Here is a 15,097-nt window from a genome sequence, read left to right as displayed (position 1 = left end):
GCCATCCTCCGGTGAGAAGGAAAGGGTGCAGCCGCAAAACTGTGGGATCATCCTGTATTTAGACATAAAACAATTGATACTGAAATAACGGAGGGAATGAATGGACAGGCTGCTCATTCGCGGGGCAAGAATCCTTGACCCGTCAGGCACAATGGACGAAACAGGGGATATCCTGATAACGAACGGTGCTATTACCGCCGTCGGCGGGAAAATTTCGTGTGAAGATGCCGAAGTGATAGACGCGCGGGGTCTGGCTGCCGCGCCCGGTCTGGTGGACATGCACGTTCACCTGCGCGACCCCGGTTTTACGGAAAAGGAAGACATCCTGACGGGCTGCCGTGCCGCGGCGGCGGGAGGGGTCACCAGCCTTTTGTGTATGCCCAACACCAATCCCGCGGTAGACACCCCCGAAACGGTAAGGGATATTCTTGAAAAGGCAAGGACTGCCGACGCACGGGTATATGTGGCGGCGGCGATTACCAAAGGGCTGAAAAGCGAGGAATTGAACGACCTTGCGGCTCTGAAAGAAGCCGGAGCCATCGCGCTGAGCGATGACGGCCGTCCCGTCGTTAACACCCTGCTGATGGCAAACGCTCTGCGCCTTGCCGCCGAGCTGAAGATGAGGGTGGTTTCCCACTGTGAGGATCTGTTCCTTTCACAGGGAGGGAAGATCAACGAAGGAGCCGTTTCGGAAAGGCTGGGGGTAAAGGGCGTTCCCGCTGCCGCGGAGGACTGCGGCACCGCGCGGGAAATCGCGATTGCGGCGGCTTACGGCGTTCCGGTGCATATCTGCCACGTCAGCACAAAAACTTCCGTCGCGCTTATCCGTGACGCGAAGCGGCGCGGCGTAAGGGTGACGGCGGAAACGGCGCCCCACTATTTTGCATTGACGGAGCAGGAACTGCTGAGCCGGGACGCGGATTACCGTATGAGCCCGCCGCTCCGCGCGGAAGAGGACAGGCTCGCGGTCATCGAGGGACTGCGGGACGGCACCATCGACGCAATTGCGACCGACCACGCGCCGCATACTCCGGCGGAAAAGGCCGACTTTCTTGCCGCGCCGAACGGAAGCGTCGGGATGGAAACCAGCCTTGCCGCAGGGATTACTTACCTTGTGAACCGTCAGCTACTCACACTGACGCAGCTGCTTTCGCTGATGAGCGCCGCGCCCGCTGCCCTGCTGGGAATTTCGGCCGGCACCTTAAAAGTGGGAGCGCCCGCTGATCTTGTGCTGTTTGACTCCTGCGAGAGTTGGACGGTTGACCCCGACCGGCTGCACGGCAAAAGCAGGAATGCCGTTTTTAAAGGGAAGGAACTGACCGGCAAAGTAAAAAAGACCGTTTGCGGCGGAAAAATCGTCTTTGACGAACCAAACCGCCGTTAAAAATAATACGCATAAATGGAGGAACCACAATGGCACTGGACAGATTGATCGAAGGCATTGCAAAGCTGCAGAACCCCACCGTCGCGGGATTGGACCCCGTGCTTGACTATGTTCCCGGCTTTATAAAGGAGAAAGCCTTTACACAGCACGGCGAAACGCTGGAAGGAGCGGCCGGTGCGATTCTGGAGTTTAACAAAGGTCTGATTGACGCGCTCTGCGGCATTGTTCCCGCCGTAAAACCGCAGTGCGCCTATTATGAGATGTACGGCTGGCACGGTGTAAAGGCGCTTTACGATACCATCGCCTACGCAAAGGACAAGGGACTTTTCGTGATTACCGACGGCAAGCGCAACGACATCGGCCCCACGATGCAGGCGTATACCACGGCGCACCTGGGCACGGTTACTGTAGGACAGCGGACCTACGTTCCATTCGGCGGCGACTGCCTGACGGTTAACGGCTACCTTGGCTCGGACGGCATCACCCCCCTTCTCGACACCTGCCGGGCGCAGGACAAGGGGATTTTCGTGCTGGTAAAGACCTCCAACCCTTCCTCCGGCGAGCTGCAGAACCAAATCTTTGAAGGCGGGGAAACGCTTTACGGCACCGTCGGGCATCTTTGTGAGCAGTGGGGCGAAGGCTTGCCGGGCAAGTACGGATATTCCGGCGTCGGCGCGGTGGTGGGCGCGACCTATCCCGAACAGCTGGCGGAGCTGCGCCGCGATTTGACCCACACCTTTTTCCTCGCCCCGGGCTACGGTGCGCAGGGCGGCGGAGCAAAGGACGTTGCTCCGGCGTTTGACAGCAATGGACTCGGCGCGGTGGTTAACGCGTCCCGCTCCATTATGACCGCGTGGAAAAAGAGCGGAGCGCCGGAAACGGACTACGCTCAGGCAGCCGCGCAGGAAGCAAAGCGGATGCGCGACGAAATCATTCAGGAAATCGGAGCGATTTCTCTTCCTTCCGTCAACGGCTGATTTTAAAACCGCAGAACAGGAGCCATAAAAATGAAATACGATGTAATGCTCTGCAAGATCATTGCGAAAAAGCAGCTTACCGCCGATATTTTTGATCTGACCGTAGAAGCTGGCGAGCTGGCGAAAGCCGCGCAGCCCGGACAGTTTGCCCATCTTTATGTACCGGGCAAAACTCTGCGCCGCCCCATTTCCATCTGTGAAATCAATCGGGCGAAGGAAACTCTGCGCTTTGTTTTTCAGATTCGGGGAGAAGGCACCGCCTGGATTGCCGGCGCGTGTCCCGGCGAAACACTGGATATTCTGGCACCGCTGGGAAACGGGTATTCCCTCGGAAATACTAGACAAAAGGCCGTTTTTGTCGGAGGAGGGATCGGCGTGCCGCCGCTTCTGGAGGCAGCGAAACATTTTGGCCAAAATGCGACGGTTCTCACGGGGTTTCGCAATGAGGAAAGTGTGATTTTGAAAGAGGATTTTGAAAAGAACGGAAACCGGGTGCTGGTTGCGACGGACGACGGTTCTTTCGGTTACCACGGCCTTGTCACGGATTTGCTGAACGATTTAAAATTCGACGTTTTATTTGCCTGCGGTCCGTCTCCCATGCTGAAATCGGTGTGTAAGATTGCCGCCGCCCGCGGGGTGCCGTGCCAGATTTCACTGGAAGAGCGCATGGCCTGCGGGGTCGGCGCGTGCCTTGGCTGCGCGTGCAGGCTGAAAAAAGACGGGCGGGAATTTTACGGCCACGTCTGCAAGGACGGCCCGGTCTTTGATTCTGAAACGGTTGTGTGGGAGGGATAAGCATGGCGGATTTACAGGTAAACATCGCGGGAGTTGCGTTTCAAAACCCGATCATCGCAGCGTCCGGCACTTTCGGCTTCGGCCGTGAATACGGAGAGTTTTATCCTCTCAGCACGCTGGGCGGAATTTCCTGCAAGGGGATTACGCTGGCTCCCCGCCCCGGGAACCCGCCGCCCCGAATTGCGGAAACACCGGGCGGAATGCTCAACGCCGTCGGACTGCAAAATCCGGGAGTGGAGCATTTTATCAAAAATGACCTGCCTTGGCTCAAACAGCAGGGAACGGTGATTATTGCGAATATTGCGGGGAATACGCCGGAGGACTACTGCCAGATGGCCGAAAGGCTTTCCGACACCGATGTGGATATGATTGAGCTGAACATTTCCTGCCCCAATGTTAAACAGGGCGGCGTGCAGTTCGGCACCAGCTGCTCCGGGGTGGAAGGAATCACCGCGGCGGTGCGCAGGCACTGCAAAAAGCCGCTGATGGTCAAGCTTTCGCCGAACGTCAGCGACATTGCAGAGATCGCCGCGGCAGCGGAAAGCGCGGGCGCGAATGTTATTTCCATGATTAATACGCTGACCGGTATGAGGATTGATATCAATACCCGCAGACCGATTATCCGCAACAACACGGGCGGGCTTTCCGGCCCGGCGCTGCTTCCAGTCGCTATCCGTATGGTCAGTCAGGTATATCAACGGGTCAAAATTCCCATAATCGGCATGGGCGGTATCTCCAAATGGCAGGATGCCGTGGAAATGCTGTTGGCAGGCGCATCCGCGCTGCAGATTGGAACCGCGTTTTTCACCGACCCGTACGCACCGGTGAAAATACTGGACGGCCTTCAGGAATATCTGGATAAAAATCATATTGCCTCAGTGACAGAACTGACGGGGGAAATGATTCCATGGCAGCCATAAGGAACAGGAGAATAATGGAATGACACGAATGATACTGGTGCGCCACTGTGAAGCGCAGGGAAACACGATGGGCGTTTTTCAGGGGAACACCGACTGCGACATTGCCGGGAGCGCCGAAGCACAGCTGGATCTTTTAAGTATCCGGTGCCGCAATATGCCGATAGACGCGATTTATTCGAGTCCGTTACAGCGGGCCTATAAAACTGCGCAGGCAGTCAACCGGTTTCACAATCTGCCCATACACACCGAACCGCGGCTGCGTGAAATCGGCGGCGGGGTTCTGGAGGGACAGCCATGGGAGAAAATGCCGGAGCTTTTTCCGGCAGAACTGGACGCATGGCTGAACCGCCCGTGGGACTTTGCTCCGTCTCAGGGCGAGCCGATGCGGGAGGTTTACCGGAGAGTATGGGAAGGGGTTATGGACATTGTCCGGCAGAATCAGGGAAAAACCGTCTGTGTTGTTTCCCACGGCTGTGCCATCCGCAACATCCTCTGCAACGCGCTGCATAAGCCGATTGAAGAAATCGGTCAGGTCGCCGGCTGCGCGAATACCGCGATCAGCGTGATTGATTTCGATGAAAATCTGCGCAGTACGGTGGTTTCCATGAACGACGCCTCCCACCTGACGCCGGAGGTTTCCTCTACCGCAAAATTTGAGTGGTGGAAACAAAATGAGGAACAGGAACCCGAGAAAAGAGGATAACGATGAAAATTCTGGCTGTTGATTTGGGCCGGGCGCGCACCGGGCTTGCCGTATGCGATGAAAGCGAACTGCTGGCGTCTCCGGCGGGCGTAATCAGTGAATATAATATGGAACGACTTGCCAAAACAATCGCCGTACAGGCCGCGGAAAAGGGCGCAGGGACGATTGTAGTGGGGCTGCCCCGCAATATGGACGGCAGCGAGGGGGACAGCGCAAAGAACGCCCGCGCTTTTGCCGAAGCACTGCGGGCGCTGGTCAGCGTTCCGGTGGAAATGCGCGACGAGCGGGGCACGACCATTACGGCGCACGGATATCTGAATGAAACGGATACGCGCGGAAAGAAGCGCAAGGCGGTGGTGGACGCGGTCGCCGCTACCATTATTTTGCAGGACTACCTGGATTACCGGAGAAATCTGAGGGTGCAAAAACAAGAGGAAGACAGTTGAAAGCCGTCTTCCTCTTGTCTGTTTTTATCAAACACCGCTCAATTACGGCTCTTGCCAAGGTAAAACAGGGCGACGGTTCCCGGCCCCGAGTGGGAACCGATTACCGGGCCGATGGGATTGATTTCGGTTGCTTTGACGTGGAATTTTTTACGGACCTGCTCCGCTACATATTTGGCTTCCTCAGGGGAATCCCCGTGGCTGATAAAAATCATCTGGTCTTCCGGATTTTCCACCGTATCCTGCATATGGCGGATCAGGGCGTCAAGCGACTGCCTGCGGCCCCGCACCTTTTCCACCGGAATCAGGCGGCCGCCGTCGTCAACATGAAGAACCGGTTTAATTCCAAGTACCGTGCCGACCAGCGCCGCCGCGCCGGAGACCCGGCCTCCGCGCTTCAGATGGTTTAGGTCGTCCACGGTAAACCAGTGCGCCAGCCGGGTTCGGTTAGCGGTCAGCCAGCTGCGGACTTCGTCAATGGAACTTCCCTTTCGGCGCATCTGCGCCGCGTAATAAACCAGCAGGCCCTCTCCCATGGATGCGGCAAGCGAATCCACCGCGTAAACCTTCCGCTGCGGATATTTCCGATTAAGCTCTTCGGCAGCCAGACGGGCGTTGTTGTATGTACCGCTCAGGGCGGAGGAGAACGCAATGTAGAGCACGTCCTGCCCAGACTGTAAAGCCGGCTCAAAAATTTCCGCAAAGGTGACGGGGGAGATCTGGTTGGTGGTGGCCGTTTCCCCGGCACGCAGGCGGTCGTAGAAATCGTGGGAAGAGATGTCGCGCTCGTCCGGATAGTTGGAGTACGAGCTTTCTCCGACCGTGAATGTCATGGGAATCACTTCAATATCCAGTGATTTTATCAGTTTTACAGGAAGGTCAGAAGTGGAATCCGTTATGATTCTGTAATCGTACATCTAACCTTTCCCTCCTTTCTTACCGGTAGATTTCTGAAATGCATTATATAATATTACGCGGAAACTGTACACCGACAAAATCAGCGAACTGTCATACCACGTCAAAAAGGGCCCCTGATTTCCATCAGGAGCCCTCTGTTTCTTTATTGATCCCGCCTGGCCGTAATGTGCTAAAATAACCTGCTACTGAAAAGCAGGTGGGTGCCGGCCCAATGGTTTCATACTCCCTTCGTCCGGCAAAAGCCGGGAGGTCTGAAGTCCGCCACCGGAGCGCATGCTCCCGATTTAAAATTGTAGGGTTACTTTTGCAGCGGTCCGCGCACCAGGCAGGGTGCAAACGAAAAACCTATTCTACATCGTCCGCGTCTTCTTCGGAATCGTACAGCTCCTCAAAGCGGCTTTCAAAAAGTTCCGCCAGTTTGTCGAGCAGTTCTTCATCTTCTACTTCGGCAAGCTGCTGCTCACCGTTTTCCTCGATTGCTTCAAAGATATAATAAGTGCCCTCCGCGTCAACTTTATCCTGTGGATCCTCAAAAGTCGGCAACAGCGCGTAGAAACAGCCGTCGTCGTTATCAATGACATCCAGAACCTCAAATTCGTGTTCTTCGCCGTCGTCGTCAATCAGGGTAATTAAATCCGCACCGTATTCGTCGTTCACAGGGGTCATCTCCTCACCATTTATTTGTCTATGTATTATTCTACATTTCCTGTTTGATTAAGTCAACAGGAAAATAAAGTTACGCAAAATTATATAAAATTTTTATGGACAAGCAAAAAAATATATTGACCTTTTACAAATTATCGCTTATAATATAGATGGAAACAGAGATAGGAGTGATTTTTAGAACGGTGTTCAAGCAGGTGCCGAAAAGGGTGGCGCCGCAAAAACAATGCCGGCAAAAGGCACAGCCAGGAAGGAACACCGGTAAGAATCATTGATGCAGAAAGAGGTGAGTCCAATGGGCATTGAACCGTTTTGCGAAGATGCAGCTGCAAGTTCGTTGGGCAGTTGCAAGGTCCCTTGTTCCGCGTGAAAATAAACTATCCGGAAAATCCTGAGGGTTCATGCAAGCAACAGTCGGTATACCGACCACAAGGTTCGAACCAATGAAACGACGATTCTTTATACTTTGAGACCCGTTTTTGGCTTTTCTGAAAAAGCGGTTCCTGTGAACAGGAAAAAGGGGTGAGTCCGAAATATAGTTTGATGCGCGTTTCTGAGCTTTTGAGTTTTTAAGTTTTTATTTTAATAGAAATTGGTGGTTCCAGTGTACAATTGAAAAACCTGTTTTGACCGAATAAATTTGAGGCTCCGGCAATTGAACTTGCCGGAGCTTTTGTTATATCGTAAAATCGGCATACAAATATGAGGAGATTACATAATTCGGACATGATGACGGCTGCCGCGTGTCAAAATGAGTAACCGCCTTGTTTCAATATAAGATATGCCGCAAAGATTCCTTTTGTGCATCTATTTACCGCATTTTCATAACCGTTTTCCGCCAAATATCGTTTCAGGCTGTTCATGCGGTGTGATCTATGATAAAATGGTAAAAAATGATAAATAGTGATGTGATTTTGTGACTGCTCCCAGCCTGAAAATGAAAACGGATCGTCTTTTGAAACGGTATTTTTCCGGAGACTCTATCAGCTACCGGCAGATTATTTCGATTATTATTCCTATTCTGGTGGATCAGGCGTTTGTCGTCTGCCTGAACCTGCTCAATACCGCCATGATTAGCTCGTCCGGCGTTGCGGCGGTGAGCGCGGTCAATATGGTGGATTCCCTGAATATTTTCCTCGTAAATGTCTTTATTGCAGTGGCTACGGGTGGAACGGTTGTTGTCGCGCAGTATAAAGGGTGCAAAAACGACGCTATGGTTTCCAAAGCGGCGGCGGGTTCGGTTTCCGCGGTGTTTTTATTGTCGCTTGCGGTCAGCCTGACGGTGGTTCTTTTTCATACTTCCACGCTTTCTCTGCTGTTCGGCAAAGCGGAAGCCGATGTTTTCAGCAATGCGCGGGTTTATCTGATTGGCTGCAGTGCTTCCTACTGCGGAATTGCCACGGTAGAGGCTGTTTGCGGCGCGCTGCGCGGAGTGGGCGAAACGCGGTCTTCGCTGTTTCTGGCCCTCACCATGAATCTTTCTTATGTAGCGCTGAATTTTTTGTTTATTAATGTACTGAACATGGGCGTTCTGGGAATGGTCATCGCGCTCAATATTGCGCGGTATATCGGAGCGGCATGCTCCATTCTTTATCTAATCAAGGGAAACAGTTCTGTGCGTCTTCAGATCATGGATCTTTTTCGGTTTGATCTGAATATGCTGAAAAGGATTCTGTATATCGGTCTTCCGTTTGCCGCGGAGCAGATGTTTTTTAACGGCGGAAAAATACTGACACAGACGTTTATTGTACAGCTCGGAGTGTTTGCAATGGACACCAACGCAATCTCGAATTCCATTGTTTCTTTGTTTCAAATCCCTGCGAACGCGCTTTTGCTTTCCACCGTAACCGTGGTTGGACAGTGTATGGGCCGAAGGGACGTAAACGATGCGCGGAAATTCATTAAATCCTTTATCGGTCTTTCATCCTTTTCCTTTGCAGTGATGCTTCTGATTGTCATTCCGCTGTTCGGCCCGCTGGTATCCCTCTTTCATCCGCCGGCGTCCGTTGTGCCGAAGATCTTTCAGATTGTCTGTATTACCGGGCTGAGCCAGGTTCCCCTGTGGTCTTTCAGCTTTATTACGCCCGCCGCGCTCAGGGCAGCGGGAGATTCCAGATACACCTCCGTCGTTTCCATGCTTTCCATGTGGCTGTTCCGTGTCGTGCTCGGCTATGTTTTAGGCATTCTTCTGCCATTTGGAATTGTCGGCGTCTGGGTGGCCATGATCTGCGAGTGGGGGGTTCGCGGCAGCGTTTTTGTTTACAGATTTCGGGGCAAGAAGTGGTATCAGCACCATTTGATTGACAATTGAACAAAAATCTTATATAAAAGTCCAAAAAAGAAACACGACAGAGGGAGAAAGCTCTCTCCGCCGTGTTTTTTCCATTGTGTTCAGCAACTTCCGGTAATTCCTTTAATGCAGCGAAGAAGGTCTTCCAGTGTGCAGATTTCTTCACCGCATCCGGTAACTGCATTCTGTACATTTGCAGGCAGTGATTCAAAATATTGATTGACTTCAGCGTTTGATGCTAAAAGATCAGTTAAACTATATGCCATATCTGTCACCTCGCAAATAGTTTGTGACCCGAACGTCAAATTATGAAAGTAAAATTTTGTTAAAATCAAGCGGAAGCGAATGTAAATTTCAAATGCAAGCTATTGACTTATTTCCCTTATAGACTTATAATAATGGAAAAGTGTACACTTTTTACATCCTTGGCCGCCCGCTATTTTTTATAGCGGGCGGTTTTCAGTAGGAATTTTTATACAGCATTGCTGTTTTGGATGGAGAATTAAGTTCGGAAAAGTGTAAAACTTATGACCTATGGCGGCTGCATTCCAGCCGATCAATGACATCATCCAGTATACGCAGATCGTTATTATTTAAATCATCCAGCAGAGAAAGAATTCGTTTCAGCGCTCTGGCGCTTTCACTGTCACAGCTGTGGTCACAGTCACGGTCGCGGTCGCGGTCATTCTCAGCAGAAACGGCTTCAACATTATTATTGGAATAACGGTTTAAACTCATCGTCTTACTCCTTTCACTTGAGAATACTCCATAGTATGCATTTTTATGATAGCCTGTCAATATGAGAGACGGGAATCCCGCCGGCGCACAAAAGAAGTCCGCCGGTTTCTCACCGACGGACTTCTTGCACCGCTTGCTTCATAAGTATGCTGGAAGGTGTTGCTGCTTTTACTTCCCCAGAATATTTACCCATGAAAGCACTTTTGACTGCGGCATCGCGCTGTTCTGCTGGCTGGCGCCCTGCACGGCTGCGTTTCCGGCGGCATTCTGTGCTGCCGGCATTTTCGTTTCCGGCATTGCGCTGTTCTGCTGGCTGGCGCCCTGCACGGCTGCGTTTCCGGCGGCGTTCTGCGCGGCCGGCATATTCATCTCCGGCATTGCGCTGTTCTGCTGGGTGGCGCCCTGTACGGCTGCATTTCCTGCGGCATTCTGCGCTGCCGGCATATTCATTCCCGGCATCGGGCTGTTTTGCTGGGTGGTGCCCTGCACGGCCGGCATATTCATCCACGGCATCGCGCTGTTCTGCTGGGTGGCGCCCTGCACGGCCGGCATATTCATCCACGGCATTGCGCTGTTCTGCTGGGTGGTGCCCTGCACGGCCGGCATATTCATCCACGGCATTGCGCTGTTTTGCTGGGTGGCGCTCTGCACGGCGGAATTACCAGCGGGATGCTGTGTCATTGGCAAATTCATTTTGGGCGCAGGGACGGTTTGCTGTGTTCCCTGTACCGCAGAGTTTCCGGCCTGATTCATACTTTGCCACGGCATCATATTGTCGGCCCATGGCATCGTCTTTTCTTTTGCGGTGCCCTGCAGGTTTGACTGATTGCCGGGCATCGTTCCGTCCCACGGCCATGGGTCGGTGACCCATGCCCAGCGGCTGGTGTTTTGGGAATTTACATTTACCGGGCCGTAGGCCGCTTCGTATTTCGCAGTCATTTCAGCCGCTGATTTTCGGTATTCCTCCAGCTTCTGCGCCGCTTTGCAGTCGCCGGGATGCGTATCTAAAAAAATATGAAGCTCCCACATTGCAAACTGGTAGGAGCGGATTCTCGTCAGCAAAGATTCCTGTTCGGTCATTTCATTACACCTCGTTTACCTAGAAAAGGTTTGTCTAGCTCGGGAAAAATAGTGCCGCTGCGCAGGCCCATTTCCGGCTCATATACCGTGCCGAACTGCTGGAAAGGAACATACGCCATTGCAACTACGGTCGTTTCCGGCAATGGCGGCAGATTCAGCAGGCAGGATTCCCCTTCCGCTATTTTCATGTCGTTCATTGTATATCTCCTTTCTGATACGTCGGAGACACTTCGGCTTATCCGATAATATAGTATGCAGAATTCCGCAGGTGGGTGCAGTCACGCGGGAGTGCCGGGATTTCCCCAAACAGAAAGATCCGCGCCGTACAGCGCGGAAGAATCCGGATAGTTCGGTAAATGCTCTTGTATAATTTTGCCGTTTGAGATAGAATATACTAGTGTCTCAGGCGTAAGGTCAATTCACAACAAACATATGGAGAAAAAGATGGCAGCTAAATTAAGGAAAGCAATTCGCAAAAACCTTTTTGTAATTATTACACTGGTTCTTTCCGCAGGCATTCTGTTGTATTTTTTATTCACCACGGACGGCATTGTCGCGTTGGGGGAAATTGTTCTGAAACTAAAGCCGCAGTGGCTGTTTTTATCGATCTTGAGTGCGGTTCTGTGCTGGGTTTTGGAAGGGTTCGTTCTGAACCTGCTCTGTATTCACCTGTACCCCCAGTGGCGCTTTGGCCGTTCCTTTTCCGTGGGGATGATTGGCTTTCTGTACAGTGCGGTCACCCCGTTTTCCACCGGCGGGCAGCCGATGCAGATTTATACCATGCGCAAAATGGGAATGGACACAGGAAAAGCCGGGTCCATTATCGCGGTTAAAACGCTTACCTACCAGGTTGTCATGGTGCTGTATTCCCTTGTTCTGGTCGCCATGAAGCTTCATTTCTTTCAAACGAGTGTCAGCAATTTTTCATTTGTGACGATTATTGGTCTGATTACCAACAGTACGTTTATTGTGCTGGTCATGCTGTTCATGATTAGTGAAATGACTACGGATAAAATTGTAAAGACCGTTATTCGTTTTCTTCACTACTTGAAGCTGTGCAGGCACCCCGAGGAACGCTACGCGAGAATTCACAATCAGCTGGAAATTTTCCATGATGCCTCGAAGCTGATGGGAAAATCCACCCGGCTGTATGTTGTGGTCATGTCGGTAACGGTTGTACAGATTACTCTGAACAGTTTGATTCCTTATTTTATCTATCGGAGTTTTAATATGAATGCGGCTCCCATCACCACGATGGTGGCGGCACAGGCCTTTGTGGCCATGGTCAGCGCGTTCGTTCCTTTGCCGGGGGCTTCCGGCGGTGCGGAAGGCAGTTTCTATATCTTCTTTGGAATGTTCTTTAAATCTGCGATTATTCCCGCAATTCTGCTTTGGAGAATTATCACCTATTACTTTAATATCCTGTTCGGCGGTATTTTTGCCTATGTGGCTGAAAAAAAATACAATGATCCGATTGTCAGCGAACCGAATGAATAGTACGGTAAAACAGAAAAAAGGGCTTATTGAAAATCAATAAGCCTTTTTCCTATTTATGCGTATTTTTTCTGCGGCCGGAATGTGCCGTGAGGGCTTTCTCCAGTTCTACCACCGCAAGCGGAATCAGGGACAGAGCCACAACGATCAGCCACTGGTGCCCGGTCAGAACCGCGGTTTTAAAAATCACGGAGAGCGGCTTAATCACAATCACCATCGCCTGCAGCGCGGTGCAGATGACCGCCGCAAGCACCAGCTTGGGATTGGCAAAAATGCCCGCTTCAAAAACGGAGCGCGACGACCGCATGTTAAAGGTATGTACGATCTGGGAAAGGCTGAGGACCGCAAACGCCATGGTACGGCCGATATACGGGGACGCGGGGTCAACGTCGAAATAAATGCGGCCGATGCTGTAGGCCAGCAGGGAAATGGCGCCGATCAGACATCCTTCTACAAGGATGTTGTAACCCATGCCGCCGGAAAAAATGCTTTCGTGCGGTTTGACCGGCCTGCGTTCCATAATCTGTTTGTCTATGGGTTCCACGCCCAGCGCAAGCGCGGGCAGGGAGTCCGTTACCAGGTTTACCCAAAGAAGCTGAATGGCCAGCAAAGGGGTGGGCAGGCGCAGCAGGAAGCTGACGAATACAGTGAGGATTTCCCCAATGTTGCAGCTCAGCAGGAAATGCACGGTCTTTCGGATGTTCTCGTAGATGCCCCTGCCTTCGCGTACAGCGGCCACGATCGTAGCAAAGTTATCGTCCGTCAGAATCATGTCTGACGCCGCCTTGGCCACGTCGGTGCCGGAAATACCCATTGCACAGCCAATGTCTGCCGCGCGGAGCGCGGGCGCGTCGTTCACGCCGTCCCCGGTCATAGCGACCACTTCTCCGTGGGACTGAAACGCGCGCACAATGCGTACCTTGTGCTCCGGGGAAACCCGGGCAAATACGGCGTAGTCGTAGATCGTCTTTTCCAGTTCTCCCTGACTGGTCCGGTCAAGTTCCGCGCCGGTAATCACGCGGCTTTTCCCTTCCATTATGCCGAGCTGTTTCGCAATGGCCGCTGCGGTGGCGGCGTGATCGCCCGTAATCATGACGGGACGGATTCCCGCTTTTCTGCACAGATCCACAGCGGGCTTTACCTGCGGACGGGGCGGATCGATCATTCCGATCAGTCCGCAGAAGGTCAGGCCGTTTTCCATGTTTTCATCCGGGTCGGGAAGAAAATCAACATCCTTGTAGGCAACGCCGATCACGCGCAGCGCGCGGGAAGCCATCTCTTCGTTCTGCCGGGGCGCTCCGCCTGTACTGTGTGTGAACAGGATGTCGGGGGCGCCTTTGGTAATAATGCGGTAACGCCCGCCGCCAAGGCGGTGCACAGTGGTCATCATCTTGCGTTCGGAGCTGAACGGGATCTCCAGCACACGCGGATACTCTTCGTCAAGCTTGTTCTTGTCGGTGGGGGCGGCGGCAACAATGGCCGCCTCTGTGGGGTCTCCGTGAATCTTTCCGCCGCTGACCGTGCAGTTGCAGCAAAGTGACGCAGTGTTCAGAAGAAAATCTCCCTGCGGCGAAGGAATCGGGATGGCTCCGCCCGAACCTCTGAGCTCCACCACGGTCATCCGGTTCTGGGTCAGGGTGCCGGTTTTATCGGAGCAGATTACACTGGCGCTGCCGAGCGTTTCCACGGCGGGCATTCGCCGTACAATGCTTCTTTTCGCCGCCATGCGGCGAACGCCGATGGCCAGCACGATGGTCACGACCGCGGGCAGACCCTCCGGAATTGCCGCCACGGCAAGACTGATGGCAATTAAAAACATTTCCAGCGGTTGAACACGCTGAAACAGACCCATAATAAAAATGATAAAGCAAATTACCAGCGCGCCGATGCCAAGCCAGCGCCCCGTCTGAGCCAGCTTTCTCTGAAGCGGAGTCTGGGGGGCGGACTGGGTGCTAATCATATGCGCGATTTTGCCCACCTGCGTATCCATGCCCGTTTCCGTAACAATGCCCGAGCCGTGTCCCGCCGCAATGGAGCTGGAGGAGAACAGCAGGTTGTGCCGGTCGCCGAGGGGGGTGCTTTTAGAGCAGGTCATATCCGCGCGCTTTCTGCTTGGCAGGCTTTCACCCGTCAGCGCGCTTTCCTCCGCTTTGAGGTTGACCGCTTCCGTTAAACGCAGATCCGCGGGGACAAGGTCGCCCGCGTTCAGAATGACAAGGTCGCCGGGTACCAGTTCGCTGGCCGCAATCGTCGTTTCAACGCCGGAGCGTACCACACGGGCGTGCGGACTGGAAAGCTTTTTCAGGGCTTCGATCGCTTTTTCCGCCCTGCTCTCCTGAATCAGACCCATCATCGCGTTCACCGTAACAATTGCCAGAATAATGATGGAATCAATATAATCGTTGTCCTTCTGCAAAAAGGAAGTAGCAAAGGAAATGCCTGCCGCCACCAGCAGGACAATGACCATAAAATCCGAAAACTGCGCAAAAAAACGCAGCAGAAGGTTTTTCTTTTTCGGCTGCGCCAGCTCGTTCGGCCCAAACCGATTCTGCCGTTCCCCCACCTGAGCGGGGGTCAGCCCCGCTTTCAGATTGGTTCCCAGTTTTTTCGCACATTCTTCCTTTGTAAGACTCTGCCAATCCAATATCATCAACCCCCTGTTATGGTTAAGTATATTCGCGGATTGATTAAA

General features: G+C 52.8%; 15 protein-coding genes and 1 other RNA gene. 8 read left to right on the top strand and 8 right to left on the bottom strand.

The window, feature by feature from the left end; translation table 11 throughout:
* Positions 1-100 precede the first annotated feature (100 nt).
* From J5W02_RS06900 to ruvX, 6 genes are read left to right on the top strand one after another with little or no spacing between them, the layout of a single operon-like run.
* Positions 101-1,384 (top strand): dihydroorotase, encoded by a 1,284-nt coding sequence (locus J5W02_RS06900; protein WP_219964935.1) that lies wholly within the window; start codon positions 101-103, stop codon positions 1,382-1,384.
* 29 nt (positions 1,385-1,413) lie between these two features.
* Positions 1,414-2,361: an orotidine-5'-phosphate decarboxylase gene (pyrF, locus tag J5W02_RS06895; protein WP_219964934.1), complete on the top strand. Its 948-nt coding sequence runs from the start codon at positions 1,414-1,416 to the stop codon at positions 2,359-2,361.
* Between the two features lie 30 nt (positions 2,362-2,391).
* A complete protein-coding gene (locus J5W02_RS06890) occupies positions 2,392-3,156 on the top strand; it encodes a dihydroorotate dehydrogenase electron transfer subunit (protein ID WP_219964933.1) in 765 nt (254 codons plus the stop codon).
* A gap of 2 nt (positions 3,157-3,158) precedes the next feature.
* On the top strand, positions 3,159-4,076 hold the full coding sequence (locus J5W02_RS06885; protein ID WP_219964932.1) for a dihydroorotate dehydrogenase: 918 nt from the start codon (positions 3,159-3,161) through the stop codon (positions 4,074-4,076).
* A gap of 19 nt (positions 4,077-4,095) precedes the next feature.
* Positions 4,096-4,779: a histidine phosphatase family protein gene (locus tag J5W02_RS06880; protein WP_219964931.1), complete on the top strand. Its 684-nt coding sequence runs from the start codon at positions 4,096-4,098 to the stop codon at positions 4,777-4,779.
* Positions 4,780-4,781: 2 nt separating this feature from the next.
* Positions 4,782-5,225, top strand: coding sequence for a Holliday junction resolvase RuvX (gene ruvX, locus J5W02_RS06875; RefSeq protein ID WP_219964930.1), 444 nt, complete (start codon positions 4,782-4,784; stop codon positions 5,223-5,225).
* A gap of 38 nt (positions 5,226-5,263) precedes the next feature.
* Here ruvX and J5W02_RS06870 read toward each other — a convergent pair whose 3' ends face one another.
* The 3 genes from J5W02_RS06870 to J5W02_RS06860 form a co-directional block, all read right to left on the bottom strand.
* The gene (locus J5W02_RS06870; protein ID WP_219964929.1) at positions 5,264-6,139 is read right to left on the bottom strand and encodes a DegV family protein; all 876 of its coding nucleotides are present in this window, start codon (positions 6,137-6,139) and stop codon (positions 5,264-5,266) included.
* A 145-nt stretch (positions 6,140-6,284) separates the two neighbouring features.
* A non-coding RNA gene (gene ssrS, locus J5W02_RS06865) (6S RNA) lies at positions 6,285-6,475 on the bottom strand.
* A 10-nt stretch (positions 6,476-6,485) separates the two neighbouring features.
* The gene (locus tag J5W02_RS06860) at positions 6,486-6,797 is read right to left on the bottom strand and encodes a DUF1292 domain-containing protein (protein ID WP_219964928.1); all 312 of its coding nucleotides are present in this window, start codon (positions 6,795-6,797) and stop codon (positions 6,486-6,488) included.
* A gap of 943 nt (positions 6,798-7,740) precedes the next feature.
* On the opposite strand from J5W02_RS06860, the gene J5W02_RS06855 reads away from it, so the two are divergent.
* Complete coding sequence (locus J5W02_RS06855; protein WP_219964927.1) at positions 7,741-9,114, top strand: MATE family efflux transporter; 1,374 nt, start codon at positions 7,741-7,743, stop codon at positions 9,112-9,114.
* Positions 9,115-9,194: 80 nt separating this feature from the next.
* On the opposite strand, the gene J5W02_RS06850 is transcribed toward J5W02_RS06855, so the two are convergent.
* The 4 genes from J5W02_RS06850 to J5W02_RS06835 form a co-directional block, all read right to left on the bottom strand.
* A complete protein-coding gene (locus J5W02_RS06850) occupies positions 9,195-9,359 on the bottom strand; it encodes a hypothetical protein (RefSeq protein ID WP_219964926.1) in 165 nt (54 codons plus the stop codon).
* A 259-nt stretch (positions 9,360-9,618) separates the two neighbouring features.
* A complete protein-coding gene (locus J5W02_RS06845) occupies positions 9,619-9,831 on the bottom strand; it encodes a hypothetical protein (protein WP_219964925.1) in 213 nt (70 codons plus the stop codon).
* Between the two features lie 168 nt (positions 9,832-9,999).
* Positions 10,000-10,911, bottom strand: coding sequence for a spore coat protein CotJB (locus J5W02_RS06840; protein ID WP_219964924.1), 912 nt, complete (start codon positions 10,909-10,911; stop codon positions 10,000-10,002).
* On the bottom strand, positions 10,908-11,108 hold the full coding sequence (locus J5W02_RS06835) for a spore coat associated protein CotJA (protein WP_219964923.1): 201 nt from the start codon (positions 11,106-11,108) through the stop codon (positions 10,908-10,910). Before J5W02_RS06835 ends, J5W02_RS06840 begins: the two co-directional genes overlap by 4 nt.
* Before the next feature lie 247 nt (positions 11,109-11,355).
* Between J5W02_RS06835 and J5W02_RS06830 the strand changes: the two genes are divergently transcribed.
* Positions 11,356-12,408, top strand: coding sequence for a lysylphosphatidylglycerol synthase transmembrane domain-containing protein (locus J5W02_RS06830; RefSeq protein ID WP_219964922.1), 1,053 nt, complete (start codon positions 11,356-11,358; stop codon positions 12,406-12,408).
* A 49-nt stretch (positions 12,409-12,457) separates the two neighbouring features.
* On the opposite strand, the gene J5W02_RS06825 is transcribed toward J5W02_RS06830, so the two are convergent.
* On the bottom strand, positions 12,458-15,055 hold the full coding sequence (locus J5W02_RS06825; protein ID WP_219964921.1) for a calcium-translocating P-type ATPase, PMCA-type: 2,598 nt from the start codon (positions 15,053-15,055) through the stop codon (positions 12,458-12,460).
* Positions 15,056-15,097: the final 42 nt, after the last annotated feature.

Origin of the sequence: Caproiciproducens faecalis, assembly GCF_019448085.1 — a bacterium.
In the GTDB taxonomy this organism is placed as follows: Bacteria; Bacillota; Clostridia; order Oscillospirales; family Acutalibacteraceae; genus Caproiciproducens; species Caproiciproducens faecalis.
This window is presented reverse-complemented; position numbering and strand designations above follow the sequence as displayed.